We start from the raw sequence: 16,580 nt of genomic DNA, 5'->3' as shown, positions 1-16,580 counted from the left end.
CCGCCGGAGCTGCCCGTTCGGGCCCTGGGGGAATTTCTACAGCGGGGGTGCGGCGCCGACCAGGTCTGTTGCGGGCCCGATGCTGCCCGGGTGTGCCCGTTCGCCGTGCGCCGTGCCCGGCTCGGACCTGCGCGGCCGTGCGCGGCCGCGTCTGAGCGGGCGGCCCGGATGCCCGAACAGGGCGGCGGGCGGGCCCGTTCGGTGCCCGCCCGCCGCGTGGACGGCCGTTTCCGGCCGTCCGGAAGGTGCCTCGGTACTGCCTCAGTACGGCCAGACGGGCGGGTCGGTCACGAAGTGGCCGCCCAGGTGGCTGTGGGCCGGATTGTCCGGGTCCAGCTCGCCCTGTTCGGCGATCAGCTCGGCCGCGTACGGCTCGGAGTCGTCCCGCGGCTCGTAGCCGAGGGCCCGCGCGGACGTCAGGTCCCACCACAGGCGGGTGTTGGCCGAGGAGCCGTGAACGACCGTGTGGCCGACCCCGTCGGCGGTCAGGGCCGCGTGGAAGAGGCGGGCGCCGTCGGCCGGGCTCATCCACACCGAGAGCATGCGCACGCTGGTCGGCTCCGGGAAGCAGGAGCCGATCCGCACCGAGACGGTCTCCAGACCGTGCTTGTCCCAGTAGAGCTGGGCCAGGTCCTCGCCGAACGACTTGGACAGGCCGTAGAAGGTGTCCGGGCGGCGCGGGGTGTCGACGGGGATCAGCGCCTCGCCCGGGCGCGGGGCGGGGGTGAAGCCGACGGCGTGGTTGGAGGAGGCGAAGACGATCCGCGGCACGCCTTCGAGGCGGGCGGCCTCGTACAGGTGGTAGGTGCCCTCGATGTTGGACCGCAGGATCTTCTCGAAGGGTGCCTCCAGGGAGATGCCCGCGAGGTGCAGGACCGCGTCCACGCCCCGCACCGCCTCGCGCAGCGCCTCCCGGTCGCCGAGGTCGGCGGTGATCGCGTCCGGCGCGCCCTCGACCGGCCGCACGTCGAACAGGCGCAGCGTGTAGCCGTACTCCGGCAGCAGGGACCGCATCAGCGTGCCGAGGCCGCCGGCGGCGCCGGTGAGCAGAACGGTGCGGGGAGCGGGCATCCTCGGTCTCCTTGCTGTCCGGGCGAAGTCCTGCGAAGTCTGCGAAGTCCTGCGCCGGTCCTCGCGGCGAGTCCCGTACCGACGGCGGCGCGTGCGTGGCGGATATTCACATCCGTAGACGCAAGGTCACGCTAAAGAGGGCCGGGCGCCGGGTCAAGTGCGCCGTGGCGTGCCGGAATCGGCCCTGGTGTTGCCGGTGTGACCGCTTGACCGCCCCAGAGGGCGCCCCGTAGCGTGACGTCGTTCATGAATATGGACGCAGATCAGGCACATGCACCGATGACCTGCACCGACAGGGAGCGCCCGTGACGCCAGCCCCTCTCGCCGCCCGGCTCCGCGACCCGAGCGGGCCGCTGTTCTTCCCCGTCACGGCCTACGGCCCCGACGGCACCGTGGACCTCGACGTCTACCGCGCCCATGTGCGCCGGGGCGTCGCGGACGGCGCCGCCGCCGTGTTCGCCTGCTGCGGCACCGGCGAGTTCCACGCGCTGCTGCCCGAGGAGTTCGGAGCCTGCGTCCGGGCGGCGGTGGAGGCGACGGGAGGGCGGGTCCCGGTGGTCGCGGGCGCCGGGTACGGCACCGCGCTCGCCGTCCGCTACGCGCGCCTCGCCGAGGACGCGGGCGCCGACGGACTCCTCGCCATGCCGCCCTACCTCGTCCACGCCCCCCAGGAGGGGCTGCTGCGGCACTACCGGGAGATCGCCGCGGCCACCGCCCTGCCGGTGATCGTCTACCAGCGGGACAACGCCGTCCTCACCCCGGCCACCGCGGTCGCCCTCGCCCGCACCGACGGTGTCGTCGGCCTCAAGGACGGCCTGGGCGACCTGGACCTCCTGCAGCGGATCGTCAGCGCCGTGCGCACCGAGGTCCCCGGCGACTTCCTGTACTTCAACGGTCTGCCCACCGCCGAGCAGACCCAGCTCGCCTACCGCGCCCTCGGCATCACGCTGTACTCCTCCGCCGTCTTCTGCTTCGCCCCCGAGATCGCCGTCGCCTTCCACCGGGCCCTGGCCGACGGCGACCAGGACACCGTGCGCCGCCTCCTGGACGGCTTCTACCGCCCGTTCGTGGAACTGCGCGCGCAGGGCCGCGGCTACGCCGTCGCGCTCGTCAAGGCCGGCGTACGGCTGCGCGGCCAGGACGTCGGCGAGGTCCGCCCGCCGCTGCACGAACCGTCCGAGGACCACGTCGAACGGCTGGCCCGGCTGATCGAGCGCGGGCACGCACTGCTGGAGGGGGGCGCGTGAAGGCGTCGGCGTTCGTCTACCCCTGGGACGTCGTGGGTGACCCGGAGGCGCCCGCCCGCATCGCCGCCCTCGGCGTCGAGCAGGTGACCCTGGCCTCCGCCTACCACTCCACCCGCGCCCTCACCCCCCGCCACCCGCGCCACCGCATCGTCACCGCCGAGTACGCGGCCGTCCTCTACCCGGTCGGTCACCGCTGGGCGGGCCGCGGGCTGCGCCCCTACCCGGCCGGCCGCTGGGCCCCCGGGGACGCCTACGGGGAGGCCGCCGGCGCGCTCGCCGCGGCCGGTCTCGAGGTGCACACCTGGGTCGTCCTCGCGCACAACTCCCGCATGGGCGCCGAACATCCGGACACCTCCGTCGTCAACGCCTACGGCGACCGCTACCCGTGGGCCCCCTGCATCGCCCAGCCCGCCACGCGCGCGTACCTGGTCGACCTGGCCGCCGAGGCGGCCGTGCGCCCCGGCGCGCGGGGCACCGAACTGGAGTCGCTGGGCTGGTACGGCCTCCAGCACCTGCACGCCCACGACAAGACCGCCGGGGTCGGGCTCGGGGACGCCGGGCAGTACCTGATGTCGCTCTGCTTCTGCCCGGCCTGCCGGACCGGGTACGGCGAACAGGGCCTCGACGCGGACGAGTTGACGGCTGCCGTACGGGACGCCCTCGAACCGCTGTGGCGCGGCGCCGCCGCCGACGGGGGCTGGCCGACGGTCGGCAGGCTCCTCGGCGAGGACCGGGCCGCCGCCACGCGCGCGTGGCGCGACACCACCGCCCGCACCCTCCAGGAGCAGGCCGTCGCCGCCGTGCGCGCGGCCGCCCCCGACGGCTTCCAGGTCCTGCTGCACGCGGACCCGGTGCCCTACCACTGCGGCGCCAACGCGGGCGTCGACCCGGCCCACGTCCTCTCCGTGGCGGACGGCGTGGTGGTGCCGTGCACCGCCGGCCCGTCCCTGCTGACCCCCTTCGCCGAGCAGGCCCGCACGGACACGGTCCTGGCCGCCAACCTCACGGTCGTCGCCGGCATGGGCGGCAGCCGCGGCACACTCACCGCCGACGCGGCCCGCGCCCGCGCTCTGGGCGCGACGGAACTGCGGCTCTACCACGCGGGGTTGGCGTCCGACGACGACCTCGCGGCGGTACGAGGGGCGCTGGCCGCGCGCTGAAACGGGGGGGCGGGGACGGGGGCAGGATCCCGGTCGCCGGTCGCCGGTCGCCGGTCGCCGGTCGCCGGTCGCGCGGTGGCGCCCGGCGCGGTCGCCGGGGACGCGGCCCGCGCGCGTGTCTTGGGAGTGGGGCGACGGGAGTTGTGCCCCGAGGGTCGGCTTCCGACGGTGACCTCGCGGCGGTACGAGCCGCGCCGGGCGCGCGGAAGGGGCGTGGCGCCCTGCGCGGCCCTCGCGGACGCGGCCCGCGCGCGTGCCCCTGGGGCGGCGCGACGGGGGCTGCCATGTCACGGGCGTCCGGCGTCCGGCGGGGACTTCGACGCGGAGCGCGAGGTGAGGGGCGGCCGGTGAACCGTGAGGGTGGCCGCCGTCAGCAGGAGTGCCGAGGCGGTCAGCAGGCACAGGGGCACGGGGCCTGCCGGTCCGGCCAGGGCGGCTCCGGCGGCGAGGCCGACGACGTTCGGGGTGAACAGCACCGTGTGCGCGGTGGCGGTCGCCCGGCCCAGCAGCGGCCCCGGTGTCTCCCGCTGCACCGCGGTGAGCGCGGCGACCAGGACGCACGGCAGCCCCAGCCCGACCGCCGCGCCCGACACCAGGACCACCGGGTCCGAGGGAACGGCGCGCGCCGCCAGCCCGGCCGCCGTCAGCGCGATCCCGGCCGCCGCGAACCGGGGCCCGCCCAGCCGTCGCAGCGCCGGGCCCGAGACCAGCCCGGCCGCCACCGAGCCGGCCCCCTGGACGGCGTACAGCACGCCCAGATAGGCGGGGGAGTGGCCGAGGCGATCGACGACGGCGTACAGCGTCGTGCTGCCCAGCGCGGCGCACAGCATCGTCGTACCGCCCGCGCCGACCAGTGGCCGCAGCCCCCGGTGCCCCCACAGGCGGCGCACGCCCTCCGCCGTCTCCCGCCACCAGCCGGCACCGGAGCGGACCGGGCGCCCCTCCGCCACCCGGAGCAGGGCACACAGCCCGGCGGCGGCGGCGAAGGTGACCGCGTCGAGGCAGGCCACGGCCGGGCCGCCGCCCACCGCGTAGAGGCCCGCCCCGGTCAGCGGGGCGACCAGCTTCATGCCCTCCGTGACCGTCGTGCGCAGCCCGTTGAGGTCACCGAGCAGGTCCGGGGCGACGGCGGCGGCGACCAGGGCCGACTCGGCGGCGTCGAGGACGACGCCGGCGGCGCCGTACAGGAAGAGCACCGTGAACAGCAGCCACAGACGGCCGGGGGAGCGGACGGCGAAGAGGGTGGGCAGCAGGGCGGCCAGGCCCAGGTTCAGGGCGACGAGCAGGGGCCGGCGGCGGCAGCGGTCGGCGAGCGTCCCGAGCGCCGGGCCCGCCACGGTGGGCGCCCACAGGGCGAACACGCACAGCGCGGCCAGGCCGTCCGAACCGGTGAGGTCCTTGACCCACACGCCCGACGCCAGCCACAGCGAGGAGGTGCCGAAGGCGGACACCAGCGAGCCGGTCAGCCAGAGCGCGGCGTTGCGGTCCCGCAGCACGCGGGGCACCGTGGAGGAGGTCGTCATGCCCGCCCATCGTGGGTCTGAGGGGGGCGGGCGGACATCGGGCACCTGCCCTATGCCGCGGGACGGCGGCGGCGGCGGGCTTGCGCCGGACCGATGAGTTTCCCCGTGCCGCGCGGTCAGCCTTCCGTACCGGTACCGCAGCAATCATCGAGGAGCCAGGCATGTCCGACCACCTGCTCGATCTCGGCCCCCAGGCCCGGATCGTGGCGCAACTCGCCGAGGCCGTGACCGACGACCAGCTCTCGGCCCCCACCCCCTGTCCCGACCTGGCGGTACGCAACCTGCTGGGTCATCTGCTCGGGCTGTCCGTCGCCTTCCGCGACGCGGCGCGCAAGGACCTCGGCGCCACCACCGACACCAGCCCGGACAGCGCCGTGCCGGACATCGGCCCAGGCTGGCGCGAGGAACTGCCCAAGGCGCTGGACGAACTCGCCGACGCCTGGCGCGACCCGGCCGCCTGGACCGGCATGACCCGGGCGGGCGGGATCGACCTGCCGGCCGGGATCGCGGGCCCGATCGCCGCCGACGAGCTGGTGATCCACGCCTGGGACCTCGCCCGCGCGACCGGCCTGCCGTACACCCCCGACCCGGCCGCTCTCGACGCCTCCCTCGCCTTCCTCCGGGCCGCGGCCGCCCAGCCGGAGAACAGCCCGTTCGGGCCGCCGGTCGCCGTCCCCGAGGACGCGCCGCCGCTCGACCGCGCGGTGGGCCTGAGCGGCCGGGACCCGGGGTGGCGGCCGTAGCACCCGGACCGGCGGCCGTGGCACCGCCGGGCCGCGGCCCGGAGCGTCGCCCTGGGCCGGCGCCGCCGTCCGTGCGGTGACCTCGTCGCTGCCCGTGCGGTGACCCCGCCGTCGGCCGTGCGGTGACCCCGCCGGCCGGCCGGGCAGCCGCCGGACGCCCCCCTGCGACACCCTCCGCCCACGTCAAGCGGATCGGCGGCGAACGTGGCTACGGTGGAGGCATGAGCGAGATCGTCGTCGTGTACGAACTCGACCAGCCGGCGGCCGGCCACGCGGCCCCGGCCGGCGCCCCCGCGTCCCCCGGTGCGGCCAGCGCGGCACGGGTGCCCCGGCGGGTGCACGCCGCGCCCGCCGCCCCCGGCAGGTCCGGCGCCGCCGGGCCCCGCACCCTGTGCGGCAAGGACACCTTCGCCATGGAGAAGGCCCGCCGGATGTCCGCCGAGGAACCCGAGACCCCCTGGTACCCGCCCGAGTACGCCGCCCGGGTCTGCCCCGACTGCGCGGCCGTGGTGGAGACCTGACCGGTCCTTCGCTCCCGGCTTGCGGGAATCCGCCCGATCCGGGCGGACGGCGTCGGTAGCCTCACTCCCATGCCGCTCACGCTCACCGTTCTCGGCACCGCCTCGCCGCACCCCGGCCCCGACCGGCCCTGCTCCGGGTACCTGGTCTCCGGCGGGGGCGCCGAGGTGTGGGTGGACGCGGGTCCGGGCACGTTCGCCGCGTTGCAGCGGCACACGGACCCCGCGCGGCTCACGGCGATCTGGATCTCGCACCTGCACGCGGACCACAGCGCCGACCTGCTGGCCGCCGCGTACGCCTTCGCCTTCGGCGGGATGACCCCGCCCGCGCCTGTCCCCGTGTACGCCCCGCGGGACTGCGCGCGGCGGCTGGCCGGCTTCTTCGGCCGCCCGGACGTGGACTTCCTGAAGGCCGTCCTCGACTTCCGTGACCTGTACGACGGACACGACGTCCGGCACTGGAACCTCCGCCTGACCAGCCGCGCCGTCGTCCACGACACCGAGGCGTACGGTCTGCGCGCCGAGTGCCAGGGCAGCGTGCTGGCGTACTCGGGGGACAGCGGCCCCTGCCCCGCGCTCACCGAACTCGCCACCGGCGCCGACCTGTTCCTGTGCGAGGCGGACCTCGACGCGCACGGCGGAGACGAGCCTCTCCGGCCGGTCCATCTCACCCCCGAGGACGCCGGGCGCGTCGCCCGTGACGCCCGTGTGCGGGAACTGCTCGTCACCCATGTCGGGCCGACGCTCACCAGGGAGGCGGCGACCGGGCGCGCCGCGGCCGCCTGCGGCCGGCCGACCCACCCGGCCGTCGAGGGCGCCGTCCGCGTCTTCTGACCCGCCCGCCCGCCAACTCCCGGGCCCGGTAAGGACATTCCCCGCCCGCTTCCTTTGTCAGAGGCATTGACGGAACCCGGTCACCCTCCTACGGTCGTCCGCGTCGTACTTCGTACGTCATATATGAGACGCGATACGTGAGATCCGAGAGGGCCGCATGACCTCTGTGCCCACCCCGATCCCGTCCCGCACGCAGTTCGTGCTGGACGCGATCAGACACCGCATCCTGACGGGGCAGTTGCCCCCCGGACAGGCCCTGGTCGAGACGGAGCTGGCCGCGCAGTTCGGGGTGTCCAAGACCCCCGTGCGGGAGGCGCTCAAGACCCTCGCCGGGACGGGCCTGGTCGTGCTGAGCCAGTACAAGGGCGTCACGGTGCGCATGGTGGACGCGGACATGGCCCGCGAGGTCTACGACGTGCGCCTGCTGCTGGAGCCCGAGGCCCTGCGCCGGGCAGTGCGGCGCGGCTCGCCCCTCGACGCCGCCCGCGAGGCCCTCACCCGGGCCGACGCCGCCACCGACACCGCCGAACGCTCCCTCGCCAACCGCGCGTTCCACCGCGCCCTCTACCTGCCGTGCGGCAACCCGCTGCTCGGCCGGATGCTCGACGAGGTCCGCGACCAGGCGGCGCTGGTCTCCGCCGTGGCCTGGGCCGCCGACCCCTCCTGGGAGCGGGAGGCCGCCGAGCACCGGGAGATCCTGCGGCTCGCCCTGGACGGCGACGCGGACGGCGCGGCCGGCGCCCTGCACGCCCACATCGCGTCCTTCGTGCGGCGGGCTTTCCCCGAGCCCCACCCAGCGGAAGGCCGTTCATGAGCAGCGTGACGTTCGAGGCTCAGCGGGCCGCCCTGGCCGACGTGGTGGCCATTCCGGTGACCCCCTTCGCCGCGGACGGCTCCGTCGAGCGTGACACCCACCGGGCCCTGCTGCGCCGTCTGCTCGACGGCGGGATCACGACCCTCACCCCCAACGGCAACACCGGCGAGTTCTACGCCCTCACCCCCGAGGAGCGCCGCCTGGTCACCGAGCTGACCGTCGAGGAGGCCGGCGACCGCGCCGCGGTCCTGGTGGGCGTGGGCCACGACCTGCCCACCGCGACCGGCTCCGCCCGGCACGCCCGCGACCTCGGCGCCGGGATGGTGATGGTCCACCAGCCCGTGCACCCCTACGTCTCGGCCGCCGGCTGGGTCGACTACCACCGGGCCATCGCCGAGGCCGTGCCCGAGCTGGGCGTCGTCCCCTACGTCCGCGACGCGCGGCTCACCGGCGCCCGGCTCGCCGAACTCGCCGACCACTGCCCCAACGTGATCGGCGTGAAGTACGCCGTCCCGGACGCGGCCCGGTTCGCGGCCTTCGCCCGGGACGCGGGCCTGGACCGCTTCGTGTGGGTGGCCGGCCTCGCCGAGCCGTACGCCCCCTCCTACTTCTCCGCCGGCGCCACCGGCTTCACCTCCGGACTCGTCAACGTCGCGCCGGCCGTCCCGCGGAACATGCTCGACGCGCTGCGCTCCGGCGACTACCCGGCCGCCATGAGGGTCTGGGAGCGGATCCGCCGCTTCGAGGAGCTGCGCGCCGCCCACGGCTCCGCCGACAACGTCACCGTCGTCAAGGAGGCGCTCGCCGCGCTCGGCCTGTGCCGCCGGGACGTCCGCCCGCCGAGCAGGCCGCTGCCCGAGGAAAGGCGCGCCGAGGTCGCCGCGATCGCCGCCGGGTGGCCGGTGTGAGCGCGCCCCGCAGGAGCCCGGAAGAGCTCCGGAGCCACCAGTGGTACGGCGCGGACGGCCTGCGCTCCTTCAGCCACCGCGCCCGCACCCGCCAGCTCGGCTACCTGCCCGAGGAACACCTCGGCAAGCCGGTCGTCGCGATCCTCAACACCTGGTCCGACATCAACCCCTGCCACGTCCACCTGCGCGAGCGGGCCCAGGCCGTCAAGCGCGGGGTGTGGCAGGCGGGCGGCTTCCCGCTGGAGTTCCCCGTCTCCACGCTCAGCGAGACCTTCCAGAAGCCGACCCCGATGCTCTACCGCAACCTGCTCGCCATGGAGACCGAGGAACTGCTGCGGTCCTACCCCGTCGACGGCGCGGTGCTCATGGGCGGCTGCGACAAGTCGACCCCCGCGCTGCTCATGGGCGCCGCCTCCGTCGACCTGCCCGCCGTGTTCGTACCGGCCGGGCCCATGCTCCCGGGCCACTGGAGGGGCGAGGTCCTGGGGTCCGGCACCGACATGTGGAAGTACTGGGACGACCGGCGGGCCGGTCTCATCGGCGACTGCGAGATGGCCGAACTGGAGAGCGGACTGGCCCGCTCGCCCGGCCACTGCATGACGATGGGCACCGCGTCGACGCTCACCGCGGCCGCCGAGGCGCTCGGGATGACCGTGCCGGGCGCGTCCAGCATCCCGGCGGTGGACTCCGGGCACGACCGGATGGCCGCGCGGGCCGGCCTGACGATCGTCGCACTGGTCCACCGCGACCGCAGGCCGAGCGACATCCTCACCCGCGAGGCCTTCGAGGACGCCGTCACCACGGTGCTCGGGCTCGGCGGTTCCACCAACGCCGTGATCCACCTGATCGCCATGGCGGGCCGGGCGGGGGTGAAACTCACCCTGGACGACTTCGACCGCATCGCCCGCACCGTCCCGGTCCTCGCCGACGTCCGGCCCGGCGGCCGGCGCCACCTCATGGAGGACTTCCACTTCGCCGGCGGCCTGCCCGGCTTCCTCTCCCGCATCCCCGACCTGCTCCACCTCGACCGGCCGACGGTCTCCCACGACACCCTGCGCGAGCAGCTCGCCGGCGCGCGGGTGCACGACGACGCGGTGATCCGCACCCGTGACAACCCGGTCGCGAGCGAGGGCGGGGTCGCCGTCCTGCGGGGCAACCTCTGCCCGGACGGCGCCGTCGTCAAGCACATCGCCGCCGAGCCCCGCCTGCTGCGGCACACCGGCCCCGCCGTCGTCTTCGACGACTACCGGACCATGCAGCGCACCATCGACGACCCCGCCCTCGGCATCACCGCCGACAGCGTGCTGGTGCTGCGCAACGCCGGACCCAAGGGCGGCCCCGGCATGCCCGAGTACGGCATGCTGCCCATCCCGGGCCACCTGCTCGAGCAAGGAGTGCGGGACATGGTGCGGATCTCCGACGCCCGGATGAGCGGCACCAGTTACGGCGCCTGCGTGCTGCACGTGGCGCCCGAGTCGTACGTCGGCGGGCCCCTCGCGCTGGTGCGCACCGGCGACCTCATCACCCTGGACGTCGACGCCCGCAGCCTCCACCTGCACGTGGACGACGCGGAACTGGAGCGGCGCCGGGCCGCCTGGACCCCGCCGCCCGCCCGGTACGAGCGCGGCTTCGGCGCCCTCCACCAGGCACAGATCACCCAGGCCGACACCGGCTGCGACTTCGAGTTCCTCGCCCGCCCGGGCCAGGTGCCGGACCCGTACGCCGGCTGAGAGGCCCGCGACCCCCGCCGTCTGCCTGCGCCGACACGGCGGCGGTCCGTCCCCGGGCACGGCCCGGCAACTGGGCGCCACGCCAGAAGTGCTGACGCACCGGTGGCTCCGGCACGCCCGTACCCGCCCCGGAGCGCGAGCCGTTCGGGGATGGCTTGATATCGATTGGGCAATGAGTCTCGCGCTCCCCCTGGTGACGCGCGTAGAACACCTGTCATGCGTAAATCACATCGGATCGCGGCGGCCACCGCCGCCTGCGCCCTCGCCGGTGGCGCCCTGTACGGCGCCGGCGCGGCCACGGCCGGCCAGTCCACCGCGAACTCCACCCACGAGCCCTACAACATCGGGCTCCTGGTGAAGGACATCGACACCTACTACGGCACCACCGCCGACAGCAACGGCGTCTACCAGGCGTCCCCGGACAGCCCGTACGCCAAGGACCTCGCGCGCATCGACGCCGACGCCCGCCGCTACATCGACAAGGCGGCGCGCAAGGCGCACCACCACGGCGAGAAGCCGGCCGTCGTCTTCGACATCGACGACACGCTGCTGCTCAGCCTCGACTACGAGAAGCGCTACAACTACACGTACAACGGCACCACCTGGGCCGACTACGTGAACCGTGCCGACCGCCCGGCCGTCTTCGGCAGCCCCGAGCTGGTCCGGTACGCCGCGTCCAAGGGCGTGACGGTCTTCTACAACTCCGGTCTCAGCGAGGCGCAGCGCACCGCCGCCGTCGACAACCTGAAGAAGATCGGCGCCGACGTGAACCTCGACGCCGGCCACATGTTCCTCAAGGACAAGGCCAACCCGCCCGCCTACCTGGGCGACTGCGCCACCCCCGGCACCTGGAACTGCACCACCGTGCAGTACAAGGCCGGCACCCGCAAGCACATCGAGGACGACCTCGGGTACGAGATCGTCGCCAACTTCGGCGACCAGTACTCGGACCTCGACGGCGGACACGCCGACCGCACCTACAAGCTGCCGAACCCGACGTACTTCGTCTCCTGACGTCAGCCGTACGCCGGCGAGCGGACGCTCGCACCCGGCCCCCGTCCCGGCACGACCGTGCCGCGGCGGGGGCCGGCGCGTCGCCCGGGATTCCGTCACACCGGGGAAACCTGAAACGGGTGCGACAGGGGAACAATCCAGCCAGCACGCGCCCATCGGCTCACAGGCGACGAGGAGTTCGACCATGTCCGAGACGCAGCAGGCGGAGCAGCGGCGGAGTGCCGCGCCACCCGCCACGAACGGCCTCGACCGGTACTTCAGAATCACCGAACGGGGCTCCACCTTCGGCCGGGAGATACGCGGCGGTCTCGCCACGTTCTTCACCATGGCCTACATCCTTGTCCTGAACCCGATCATCCTGGGCAGCGCCAAGGACAAGTTCGGCCACTCCCTCGACACCGGCCAACTGGTCACCGCCACCGCGCTGGTGGCCTGCGTCATGACCGTCATCATGGGCGTCGGCGGCAACCTGCCGCTCGCCGTCGCGGCGGGCCTCGGCCTCAACGCCGTCGTCGCCTTCCAGCTCGCGCCGCTGATGAGCTGGCCCGACGCGATGGGCCTGGTGGTCCTGGAGGGCCTCGTCATCTGCCTGCTGGTCCTCACCGGACTCCGGGAAGCGATCATGAACGCGATCCCGCAGCAGCTCAAGCAGGCCATCGGCGTCGGCATCGGCCTGTTCATCGCCTTCATCGGCTTCGTGGACGCCGGGTTCGTCAGCCGGATCCCGGACGCCGCGCACACCACCGTGCCCGTGCAGCTCGGCGCCGTCGGGCGTCTCACCGGCTGGCCGGTCCTCGTCTTCTGCCTCGGCGTGCTGCTGACCGTCGCGCTGCTCGCCCGCAAGGTGAAGGGCGCGATCCTCATCAGCATCGTGACGATGACCGTCGTCGCGATCGTCATCGACGCCGTCGCCGACATCGGGAGCTGGGGCCTGACCACCCCCAGGCTCCCGGACAGGATCGTCGCCGCCCCGGACTTCGGTCTCGTCGGCCACTTCAGCCTGTTCGGCGGCTTCGCCAAGGCCGGGGTGCTCACCGCCGTCCTGCTGGTCTTCACCCTGATCCTGTCCGACTTCTTCGACGCCATGGGCACGATCGTCGGCATCAGCGCCGAGGCCGGACTGCTCGACGACCGGGGGCAGGTGCCCGGCATCGGCCGGGTGCTGTTCATCGACGGCGCCGCCGCCGTCGCGGGCGGTGTCGGCTCCGCCTCCTCCAACACGGCCTACATCGAGTCCGCCGCCGGGGTCGGCGAGGGAGCCCGCACCGGCTTCGCCAACCTGGTCACCGGCGGCCTCTTCGGCCTCGCCCTCTTCCTCACCCCGCTGCTGACGATCGTCCCGCTGCAGGCGGCGGCGCCGGCGCTGATCGCGGTGGGCTTCCTGATGATGACCCATGTGAAGCACATCGACTGGGACCGGTACGAGATCGCCGTCCCGGCGTTCCTCACCATCGCCGCGATGCCCTTCACCTACTCGATCACCGACGGCATCGGCGCGGGCTTCGTGTCCTACGTGCTCATCAAGACGGTCCTCGGCAGGGCCAGGGAGGTCAACTGGCTGCTGTGGGGCGTCTCGGCGCTGTTCCTCGTCTACTTCGCGATCGACCCGGTGGAGCAGATCCTCGGGGTCAGGTGAGCGACGGGGGGCGGCCCGGCGGACCGCCCCCCGCGCCCGGTACCTACTTGAGCGCCGCCCGCATCATCGCCCGGGCCACCGGCGCCGCCAGCCCGTTGCCGCTGACCTCCGACCGGGCCGCGTCGGACTGCTCGACCATCACCGCGACGGCGACCTCCTTGCCGCCCGCCGCCTTTCCGTAGGACGTGAACCAGGCGTACGGCGTCTTGCTGTTGTTCTCGCCGTGCTGCGCGGTGCCGGTCTTGCCGCCGACCGTCACCCCGGCGATCTGCGCGTTCGTACCGGTGCCGTCCTTCACCACCGTCTCCATCGCCGACCGCAGCTGCCCGGCAGTAGCGGAGCTGACGATCTGCCGCGTGTCCGCTCCGTCGTCGTAGTCCTTCAGCGTGTCGCCGCCGCTGTCGGTGATCCGCGAGACCATGTGCGGCGAGACCAGCTTGCCGTCGTTGGCGATGGCCGCCGACACCATGGCCATCTGGAGCGGGGTCGCGGTCACGTCGAACTGGCCGATGCCGGAGAGGCCGGTCTGGGCGTCGTCCATGTGCGCCGGGTACACGCTGGCGTTGGCCCGCACCGGCACGTCCAGCTTCTCGTCGTCGAAGCCGAACTTCTCGGCCATGGCCCGCACCTTGTCCTGGCCGAGCCGGACCGCCATCCTGGCGAAGACGTTGTTGCAGGAGTAGCGCAGCGCGACCCGGATCGGGGCGTCCTTGCAGGGAGCCGACCGGTTCTCGTTGGTCAGCACCTGCGACGTGCCGGGCAGCGTGTACGGATCGGGGCTGTCGGTGGGCTCGTCCACGTTCTTGTACAGCCCGTCCTCCAGCGCGGCCGCGGCCACGACCAGCTTGAACGTGGAGCCGGGCGGCAGCGGCTGGCGCAGCGCCCGGTTGGTGAGCGGCTTGTCCTTGTCCGCGAGCAGCCGCTTCCAGGCCCCGCCCGCGGTGTTGGCGTCGGTGAGCTGCGTGGGGTCGTACGAGGGGGTCGAGACCACCGCGAGGATCCGGCCGGTCTTCGGGTCGAGGGCGACGGCCGCGCCCTTGTTGTTCCCGAGCGCGTCGTAGGCCGCCTTCTGGACGGCCGGTTCGATCGTGGTGAGCACGTCACCCGGCTCGGCCCGCTCCCCGGTGACCGTGTCCATGACGGTCTTGAGCTGGGTGTCGGTGCCGTTGAGCAGGTCCGCGTAGATGCCCTCCAGCTGGGTCGGGGCGTAGGCCTGCGAGGCGTAACCCGTCACGGCCGCGTAGAGTCTGCCGGTCTTGTACGTCCGCTTGTACGCGAGGTCGCCGCCCTTCGTCCGCGCCGAGCCGGTGATCGAGTTCCCGGCCACGATGATGTTCCCCAGCGGCCGTGAGTAGGTCTCGATCGCGTTCCGCCGGTTGTCGTTGTCTTCCGCGAGGGCCTTGCCGTCGTAGAACTGCACCCAGGTCGCCCTGACCAGCAGAGCGAGCACGAGCAGCAGCGCGAAGACGGACGCCCGCCTGATCGTCTTGTTCATCCCGTCCGGAAGGACGAGTGAAAGGGGGGTGATCGTTCCCGCGCGCGCCCTTTCTCATCGCACGTTCAGGAAGCCCGCCTCGTACGCGGCGATCACCGCCTGGGTCCGGTCCCGGGTGCCGGTCTTCGCCGGCACCGCCGCCACGTGCGACTTCACGGTGGCGGCACCGACCTCCATGCGCCGGGCCGTCTCGGCGTTCGTCAGGCCGCCGGCCAGGTGCCGAGCACCTCGCGCTCCCGCCCGGTGAGCCTTCCGACCCAGGCCGGCGGCACCGCCCGCGCTCATCGCGGTGCGTCGGCGGGCCGGTCCGCCGGGTGGCGCGCGGCGGCGGGCGCGACGAGCGGGCCGGCGGTCATCCGCCCAGCGTAGGCGAGGGCCGCCGCCGGCGGCGGCCGATCGGCGAGGTACCCGGAGGTGACGGGCGCGCCCGGCGCGGGCGGGCCGCCCCGGGACGGTCCGTCTCCGCCGCGCGGGGGAGAGGGGCCTTCAGCCCTCCAGCCTCAGGACCACTTCGTCGATCTCTGCGCCGCGCCCGTTGGCGTACCCGCGGGCCCGCGCGCTCTCCTGGAAGCCGCACTTCTCCAGCACCCGCAGCGAGCCCGCGTTGTCGGCGGCGGCCCGGGCGTACAGCGGGCGTTCGGGCACCTCCACGAGCAGGGCCCGCAGCGCCGCCGTCGCCACCCCGCGCCCCCAGTAGGCCCGGTCGATCCAGTACGTCACCTCGCGCTCGCCGGGCTCTCCGTAGACGCCCGCGCTGCCGACCACGACGCCGTCGGCGAGGACCGTGCGCAGCAGGAAGGAACTGTCCCTGACGCGCTTCCAGCGGACGTCGAAGGCGCCGCGGTCGGCGGGGTCCTGCGGGCCGAAGGCGGCCATCCGCAGGGCCTCCGGGTCGCTCATCTGCCGGAAGAAGACCGGCAGATCACTGTCCTCGACGGCACGCAGCGCGATCTCCATGGGGGAGAGCCTACGCGCCGGTCCGGGCCCGGACCGGGCCGCCTAGAGCCGCCGTGTCGCGAGGGTCAGCCGGTCCCGGGCGTCGAACAGCGCGTCCTTGATCATCTGTTCGTGCGCGGGCGTCAGCCGGGCCACCGGGACCGAGCAGCTGATGGCGTCACGGGCCGGGGTGCGGTACGGGATCGCCACCCCGAAGCAGCGCAGCCCCAGCGTGTTCTCCTCGCGGTCGACGGCGAAGCCCTGCTCGCGGACCTGGTGCAGCTCCTCGATCAGCTTCTCGCGGTCGGTGATCGTGTGCTCGGTGAGGGCGGGGAGCGTCTCCGGCAGCAGCTTGCGGACCTGCTCGTCGGTGTGCGTGGCGAGCAGCGCCTTGCCCAGCGAGGTGGAGTGGGCGGGCAGCCGCCGCCCGACCCGGGTGAAGGGCCGCAGGTAGTGCTGCGACTGGCGGGTGGCCAGGTAGACCACGTTCGTGCCGTCGAGGCGCGCGAGGTGGATGGTCTCCGTGGTGTCGTCGGAGAGCCGGTCGAGCGTCGGCCGGGCCGCCGCGACCACCTCGTCGCCGTCGATGTACGACGTGCCCACCAGCAGCGCCCGCACGCCGATGCCGTACCGCGTCCCCGTGGCGTCCGTCTCCACCCAGCCCAGCTCCACGAGCGTGCGCAGGAGCATGTAGAGGCTGGACTTCGGGTAGCCCACGGCCTCCTGGACGGCCGCGAGCGAGTGCATGCCGGGCTTGCCGGCGAAGTACTCGAGCAATTCAACGGTCCGTACCGCGGACTTGACCTGCGCCCCGCCGCCTGTCTCGGCTGCCGACATCGCCCCTGACCCCTTCGTTCGACGAGGACCTAGATATATAGTCTCCGAGCAGCGAATTCATCATCAGAGACAGTGTTCAGTATATCGAACGCGGCTGATGTTGACCCAGGGAAT

The 16,580-nt window shown here is 73.9% G+C and carries 15 protein-coding genes and 1 pseudogene; 10 read left to right on the top strand and 6 right to left on the bottom strand.

Features of this window, described 5'->3' with window-relative positions:
- Nucleotides 1-261 precede the first annotated feature (261 nt).
- Nucleotides 262-1,071 carry an NAD-dependent epimerase/dehydratase family protein gene (locus tag B446_RS09780; protein WP_020939262.1) on the bottom strand — a complete coding sequence of 270 codons (810 nt, stop codon included), beginning with the start codon at nucleotides 1,069-1,071 and terminating at the stop codon, nucleotides 262-264.
- 305 nt (nucleotides 1,072-1,376) lie between these two features.
- Here B446_RS09780 and B446_RS09775 point away from each other — a divergent pair, with 305 nt between their 5' ends.
- Both B446_RS09775 and B446_RS09770 read left to right on the top strand, forming a co-directional pair.
- Nucleotides 1,377-2,318: a 5-dehydro-4-deoxyglucarate dehydratase gene (locus tag B446_RS09775; protein WP_020939261.1), complete on the top strand. Its 942-nt coding sequence runs from the start codon at nucleotides 1,377-1,379 to the stop codon at nucleotides 2,316-2,318.
- Complete coding sequence (locus B446_RS09770; RefSeq protein WP_020939260.1) at nucleotides 2,315-3,478, top strand: hypothetical protein; 1,164 nt, start codon at nucleotides 2,315-2,317, stop codon at nucleotides 3,476-3,478. The genes B446_RS09775 and B446_RS09770 overlap by 4 nt, the downstream gene beginning before the upstream one ends.
- A 287-nt stretch (nucleotides 3,479-3,765) precedes the next feature.
- Here B446_RS09770 and B446_RS09765 read toward each other — a convergent pair whose 3' ends face one another.
- The gene (locus B446_RS09765) at nucleotides 3,766-5,001 is read right to left on the bottom strand and encodes an MFS transporter (RefSeq protein WP_020939259.1); all 1,236 of its coding nucleotides are present in this window, start codon (nucleotides 4,999-5,001) and stop codon (nucleotides 3,766-3,768) included.
- Between the two features lie 161 nt (nucleotides 5,002-5,162).
- Between B446_RS09765 and B446_RS09760 the strand changes: the two genes are divergently transcribed.
- The 8 genes from B446_RS09760 to B446_RS09725 all read left to right on the top strand — a co-directional run bounded on the left by B446_RS09760 (nucleotide 5,163) and on the right by B446_RS09725 (nucleotide 13,198).
- Complete coding sequence (locus B446_RS09760; RefSeq protein ID WP_020939258.1) at nucleotides 5,163-5,744, top strand: TIGR03086 family metal-binding protein; 582 nt, start codon at nucleotides 5,163-5,165, stop codon at nucleotides 5,742-5,744.
- A gap of 221 nt (nucleotides 5,745-5,965) precedes the next feature.
- A complete protein-coding gene (locus tag B446_RS09755) occupies nucleotides 5,966-6,265 on the top strand; it encodes a hypothetical protein (RefSeq protein ID WP_020939257.1) in 300 nt (99 codons plus the stop codon).
- A 69-nt stretch (nucleotides 6,266-6,334) separates the two neighbouring features.
- Complete coding sequence (locus B446_RS09750) at nucleotides 6,335-7,096, top strand: MBL fold metallo-hydrolase (protein WP_020939256.1); 762 nt, start codon at nucleotides 6,335-6,337, stop codon at nucleotides 7,094-7,096.
- A 157-nt stretch (nucleotides 7,097-7,253) separates the two neighbouring features.
- On the top strand, nucleotides 7,254-7,910 hold the full coding sequence (locus B446_RS09745) for a GntR family transcriptional regulator (RefSeq protein ID WP_043475194.1): 657 nt from the start codon (nucleotides 7,254-7,256) through the stop codon (nucleotides 7,908-7,910).
- Nucleotides 7,907-8,818, top strand: coding sequence for a dihydrodipicolinate synthase family protein (locus tag B446_RS09740; RefSeq protein ID WP_020939254.1), 912 nt, complete (start codon nucleotides 7,907-7,909; stop codon nucleotides 8,816-8,818). Before B446_RS09745 ends, B446_RS09740 begins: the two co-directional genes overlap by 4 nt.
- Nucleotides 8,815-10,548, top strand: a complete 1,734-nt coding sequence (araD, locus tag B446_RS09735; protein WP_043477943.1) for an L-arabinonate dehydratase — start codon at nucleotides 8,815-8,817, stop codon at nucleotides 10,546-10,548. The genes B446_RS09740 and araD overlap by 4 nt, the downstream gene beginning before the upstream one ends.
- A 216-nt stretch (nucleotides 10,549-10,764) precedes the next feature.
- Nucleotides 10,765-11,562 (top strand): HAD family acid phosphatase, encoded by a 798-nt coding sequence (locus B446_RS09730; RefSeq protein ID WP_020939252.1) that lies wholly within the window; start codon nucleotides 10,765-10,767, stop codon nucleotides 11,560-11,562.
- 184 nt (nucleotides 11,563-11,746) lie between these two features.
- The gene (locus B446_RS09725) at nucleotides 11,747-13,198 is read left to right on the top strand and encodes an NCS2 family permease (RefSeq protein ID WP_020939251.1); all 1,452 of its coding nucleotides are present in this window, start codon (nucleotides 11,747-11,749) and stop codon (nucleotides 13,196-13,198) included.
- A 43-nt stretch (nucleotides 13,199-13,241) separates the two neighbouring features.
- On the opposite strand, the gene B446_RS09720 is transcribed toward B446_RS09725, so the two are convergent.
- The 4 genes and pseudogenes from B446_RS09720 to B446_RS09705 form a co-directional block, all read right to left on the bottom strand.
- On the bottom strand, nucleotides 13,242-14,693 hold the full coding sequence (locus tag B446_RS09720; RefSeq protein ID WP_020939250.1) for a peptidoglycan D,D-transpeptidase FtsI family protein: 1,452 nt from the start codon (nucleotides 14,691-14,693) through the stop codon (nucleotides 13,242-13,244).
- Between the two features lie 54 nt (nucleotides 14,694-14,747).
- A pseudogene (locus tag B446_RS36045) lies at nucleotides 14,748-14,971 on the bottom strand (response regulator transcription factor); the annotation flags it as partial.
- 208 nt (nucleotides 14,972-15,179) lie between these two features.
- Nucleotides 15,180-15,650 carry a GNAT family N-acetyltransferase gene (locus tag B446_RS09710; RefSeq protein WP_020939248.1) on the bottom strand — a complete coding sequence of 157 codons (471 nt, stop codon included), beginning with the start codon at nucleotides 15,648-15,650 and terminating at the stop codon, nucleotides 15,180-15,182.
- Between the two features lie 42 nt (nucleotides 15,651-15,692).
- Nucleotides 15,693-16,466: an IclR family transcriptional regulator gene (locus B446_RS09705; protein WP_020939247.1), complete on the bottom strand. Its 774-nt coding sequence runs from the start codon at nucleotides 16,464-16,466 to the stop codon at nucleotides 15,693-15,695.
- Nucleotides 16,467-16,580: the final 114 nt, after the last annotated feature.

Source organism: Streptomyces collinus Tu 365 (assembly GCF_000444875.1).
In the GTDB taxonomy this organism is placed as follows: Bacteria; Actinomycetota; Actinomycetes; order Streptomycetales; family Streptomycetaceae; genus Streptomyces; species Streptomyces collinus_A.
Note: the sequence above shows the minus strand (reverse complement) of the source record. Positions and strands in the feature narration are given on the sequence as shown.

Coding starts and splice junctions, on each gene's coding strand:
- B446_RS09780 (WP_020939262.1), bottom strand. CDS start 1,071: ATGCCCGCTCCCCGCACCGTTCTGCTCACCGGCGCCGCCGGCGGCCTC.
- B446_RS09765 (WP_020939259.1), bottom strand. CDS start 5,001: ATGACGACCTCCTCCACGGTGCCCCGCGTGCTGCGGGACCGCAACGCC.
- B446_RS09760 (WP_020939258.1), top strand. CDS start 5,163: ATGTCCGACCACCTGCTCGATCTCGGCCCCCAGGCCCGGATCGTGGCG.
- B446_RS09755 (WP_020939257.1), top strand. CDS start 5,966: ATGAGCGAGATCGTCGTCGTGTACGAACTCGACCAGCCGGCGGCCGGC.
- B446_RS09750 (WP_020939256.1), top strand. CDS start 6,335: ATGCCGCTCACGCTCACCGTTCTCGGCACCGCCTCGCCGCACCCCGGC.
- B446_RS09745 (WP_043475194.1), top strand. CDS start 7,254: ATGACCTCTGTGCCCACCCCGATCCCGTCCCGCACGCAGTTCGTGCTG.
- B446_RS09740 (WP_020939254.1), top strand. CDS start 7,907: ATGAGCAGCGTGACGTTCGAGGCTCAGCGGGCCGCCCTGGCCGACGTG.
- B446_RS09730 (WP_020939252.1), top strand. CDS start 10,765: ATGCGTAAATCACATCGGATCGCGGCGGCCACCGCCGCCTGCGCCCTC.
- B446_RS09725 (WP_020939251.1), top strand. CDS start 11,747: ATGTCCGAGACGCAGCAGGCGGAGCAGCGGCGGAGTGCCGCGCCACCC.
- B446_RS09720 (WP_020939250.1), bottom strand. CDS start 14,693: ATGAACAAGACGATCAGGCGGGCGTCCGTCTTCGCGCTGCTGCTCGTG.
- B446_RS09710 (WP_020939248.1), bottom strand. CDS start 15,650: ATGGAGATCGCGCTGCGTGCCGTCGAGGACAGTGATCTGCCGGTCTTC.
- B446_RS09705 (WP_020939247.1), bottom strand. CDS start 16,466: ATGTCGGCAGCCGAGACAGGCGGCGGGGCGCAGGTCAAGTCCGCGGTA.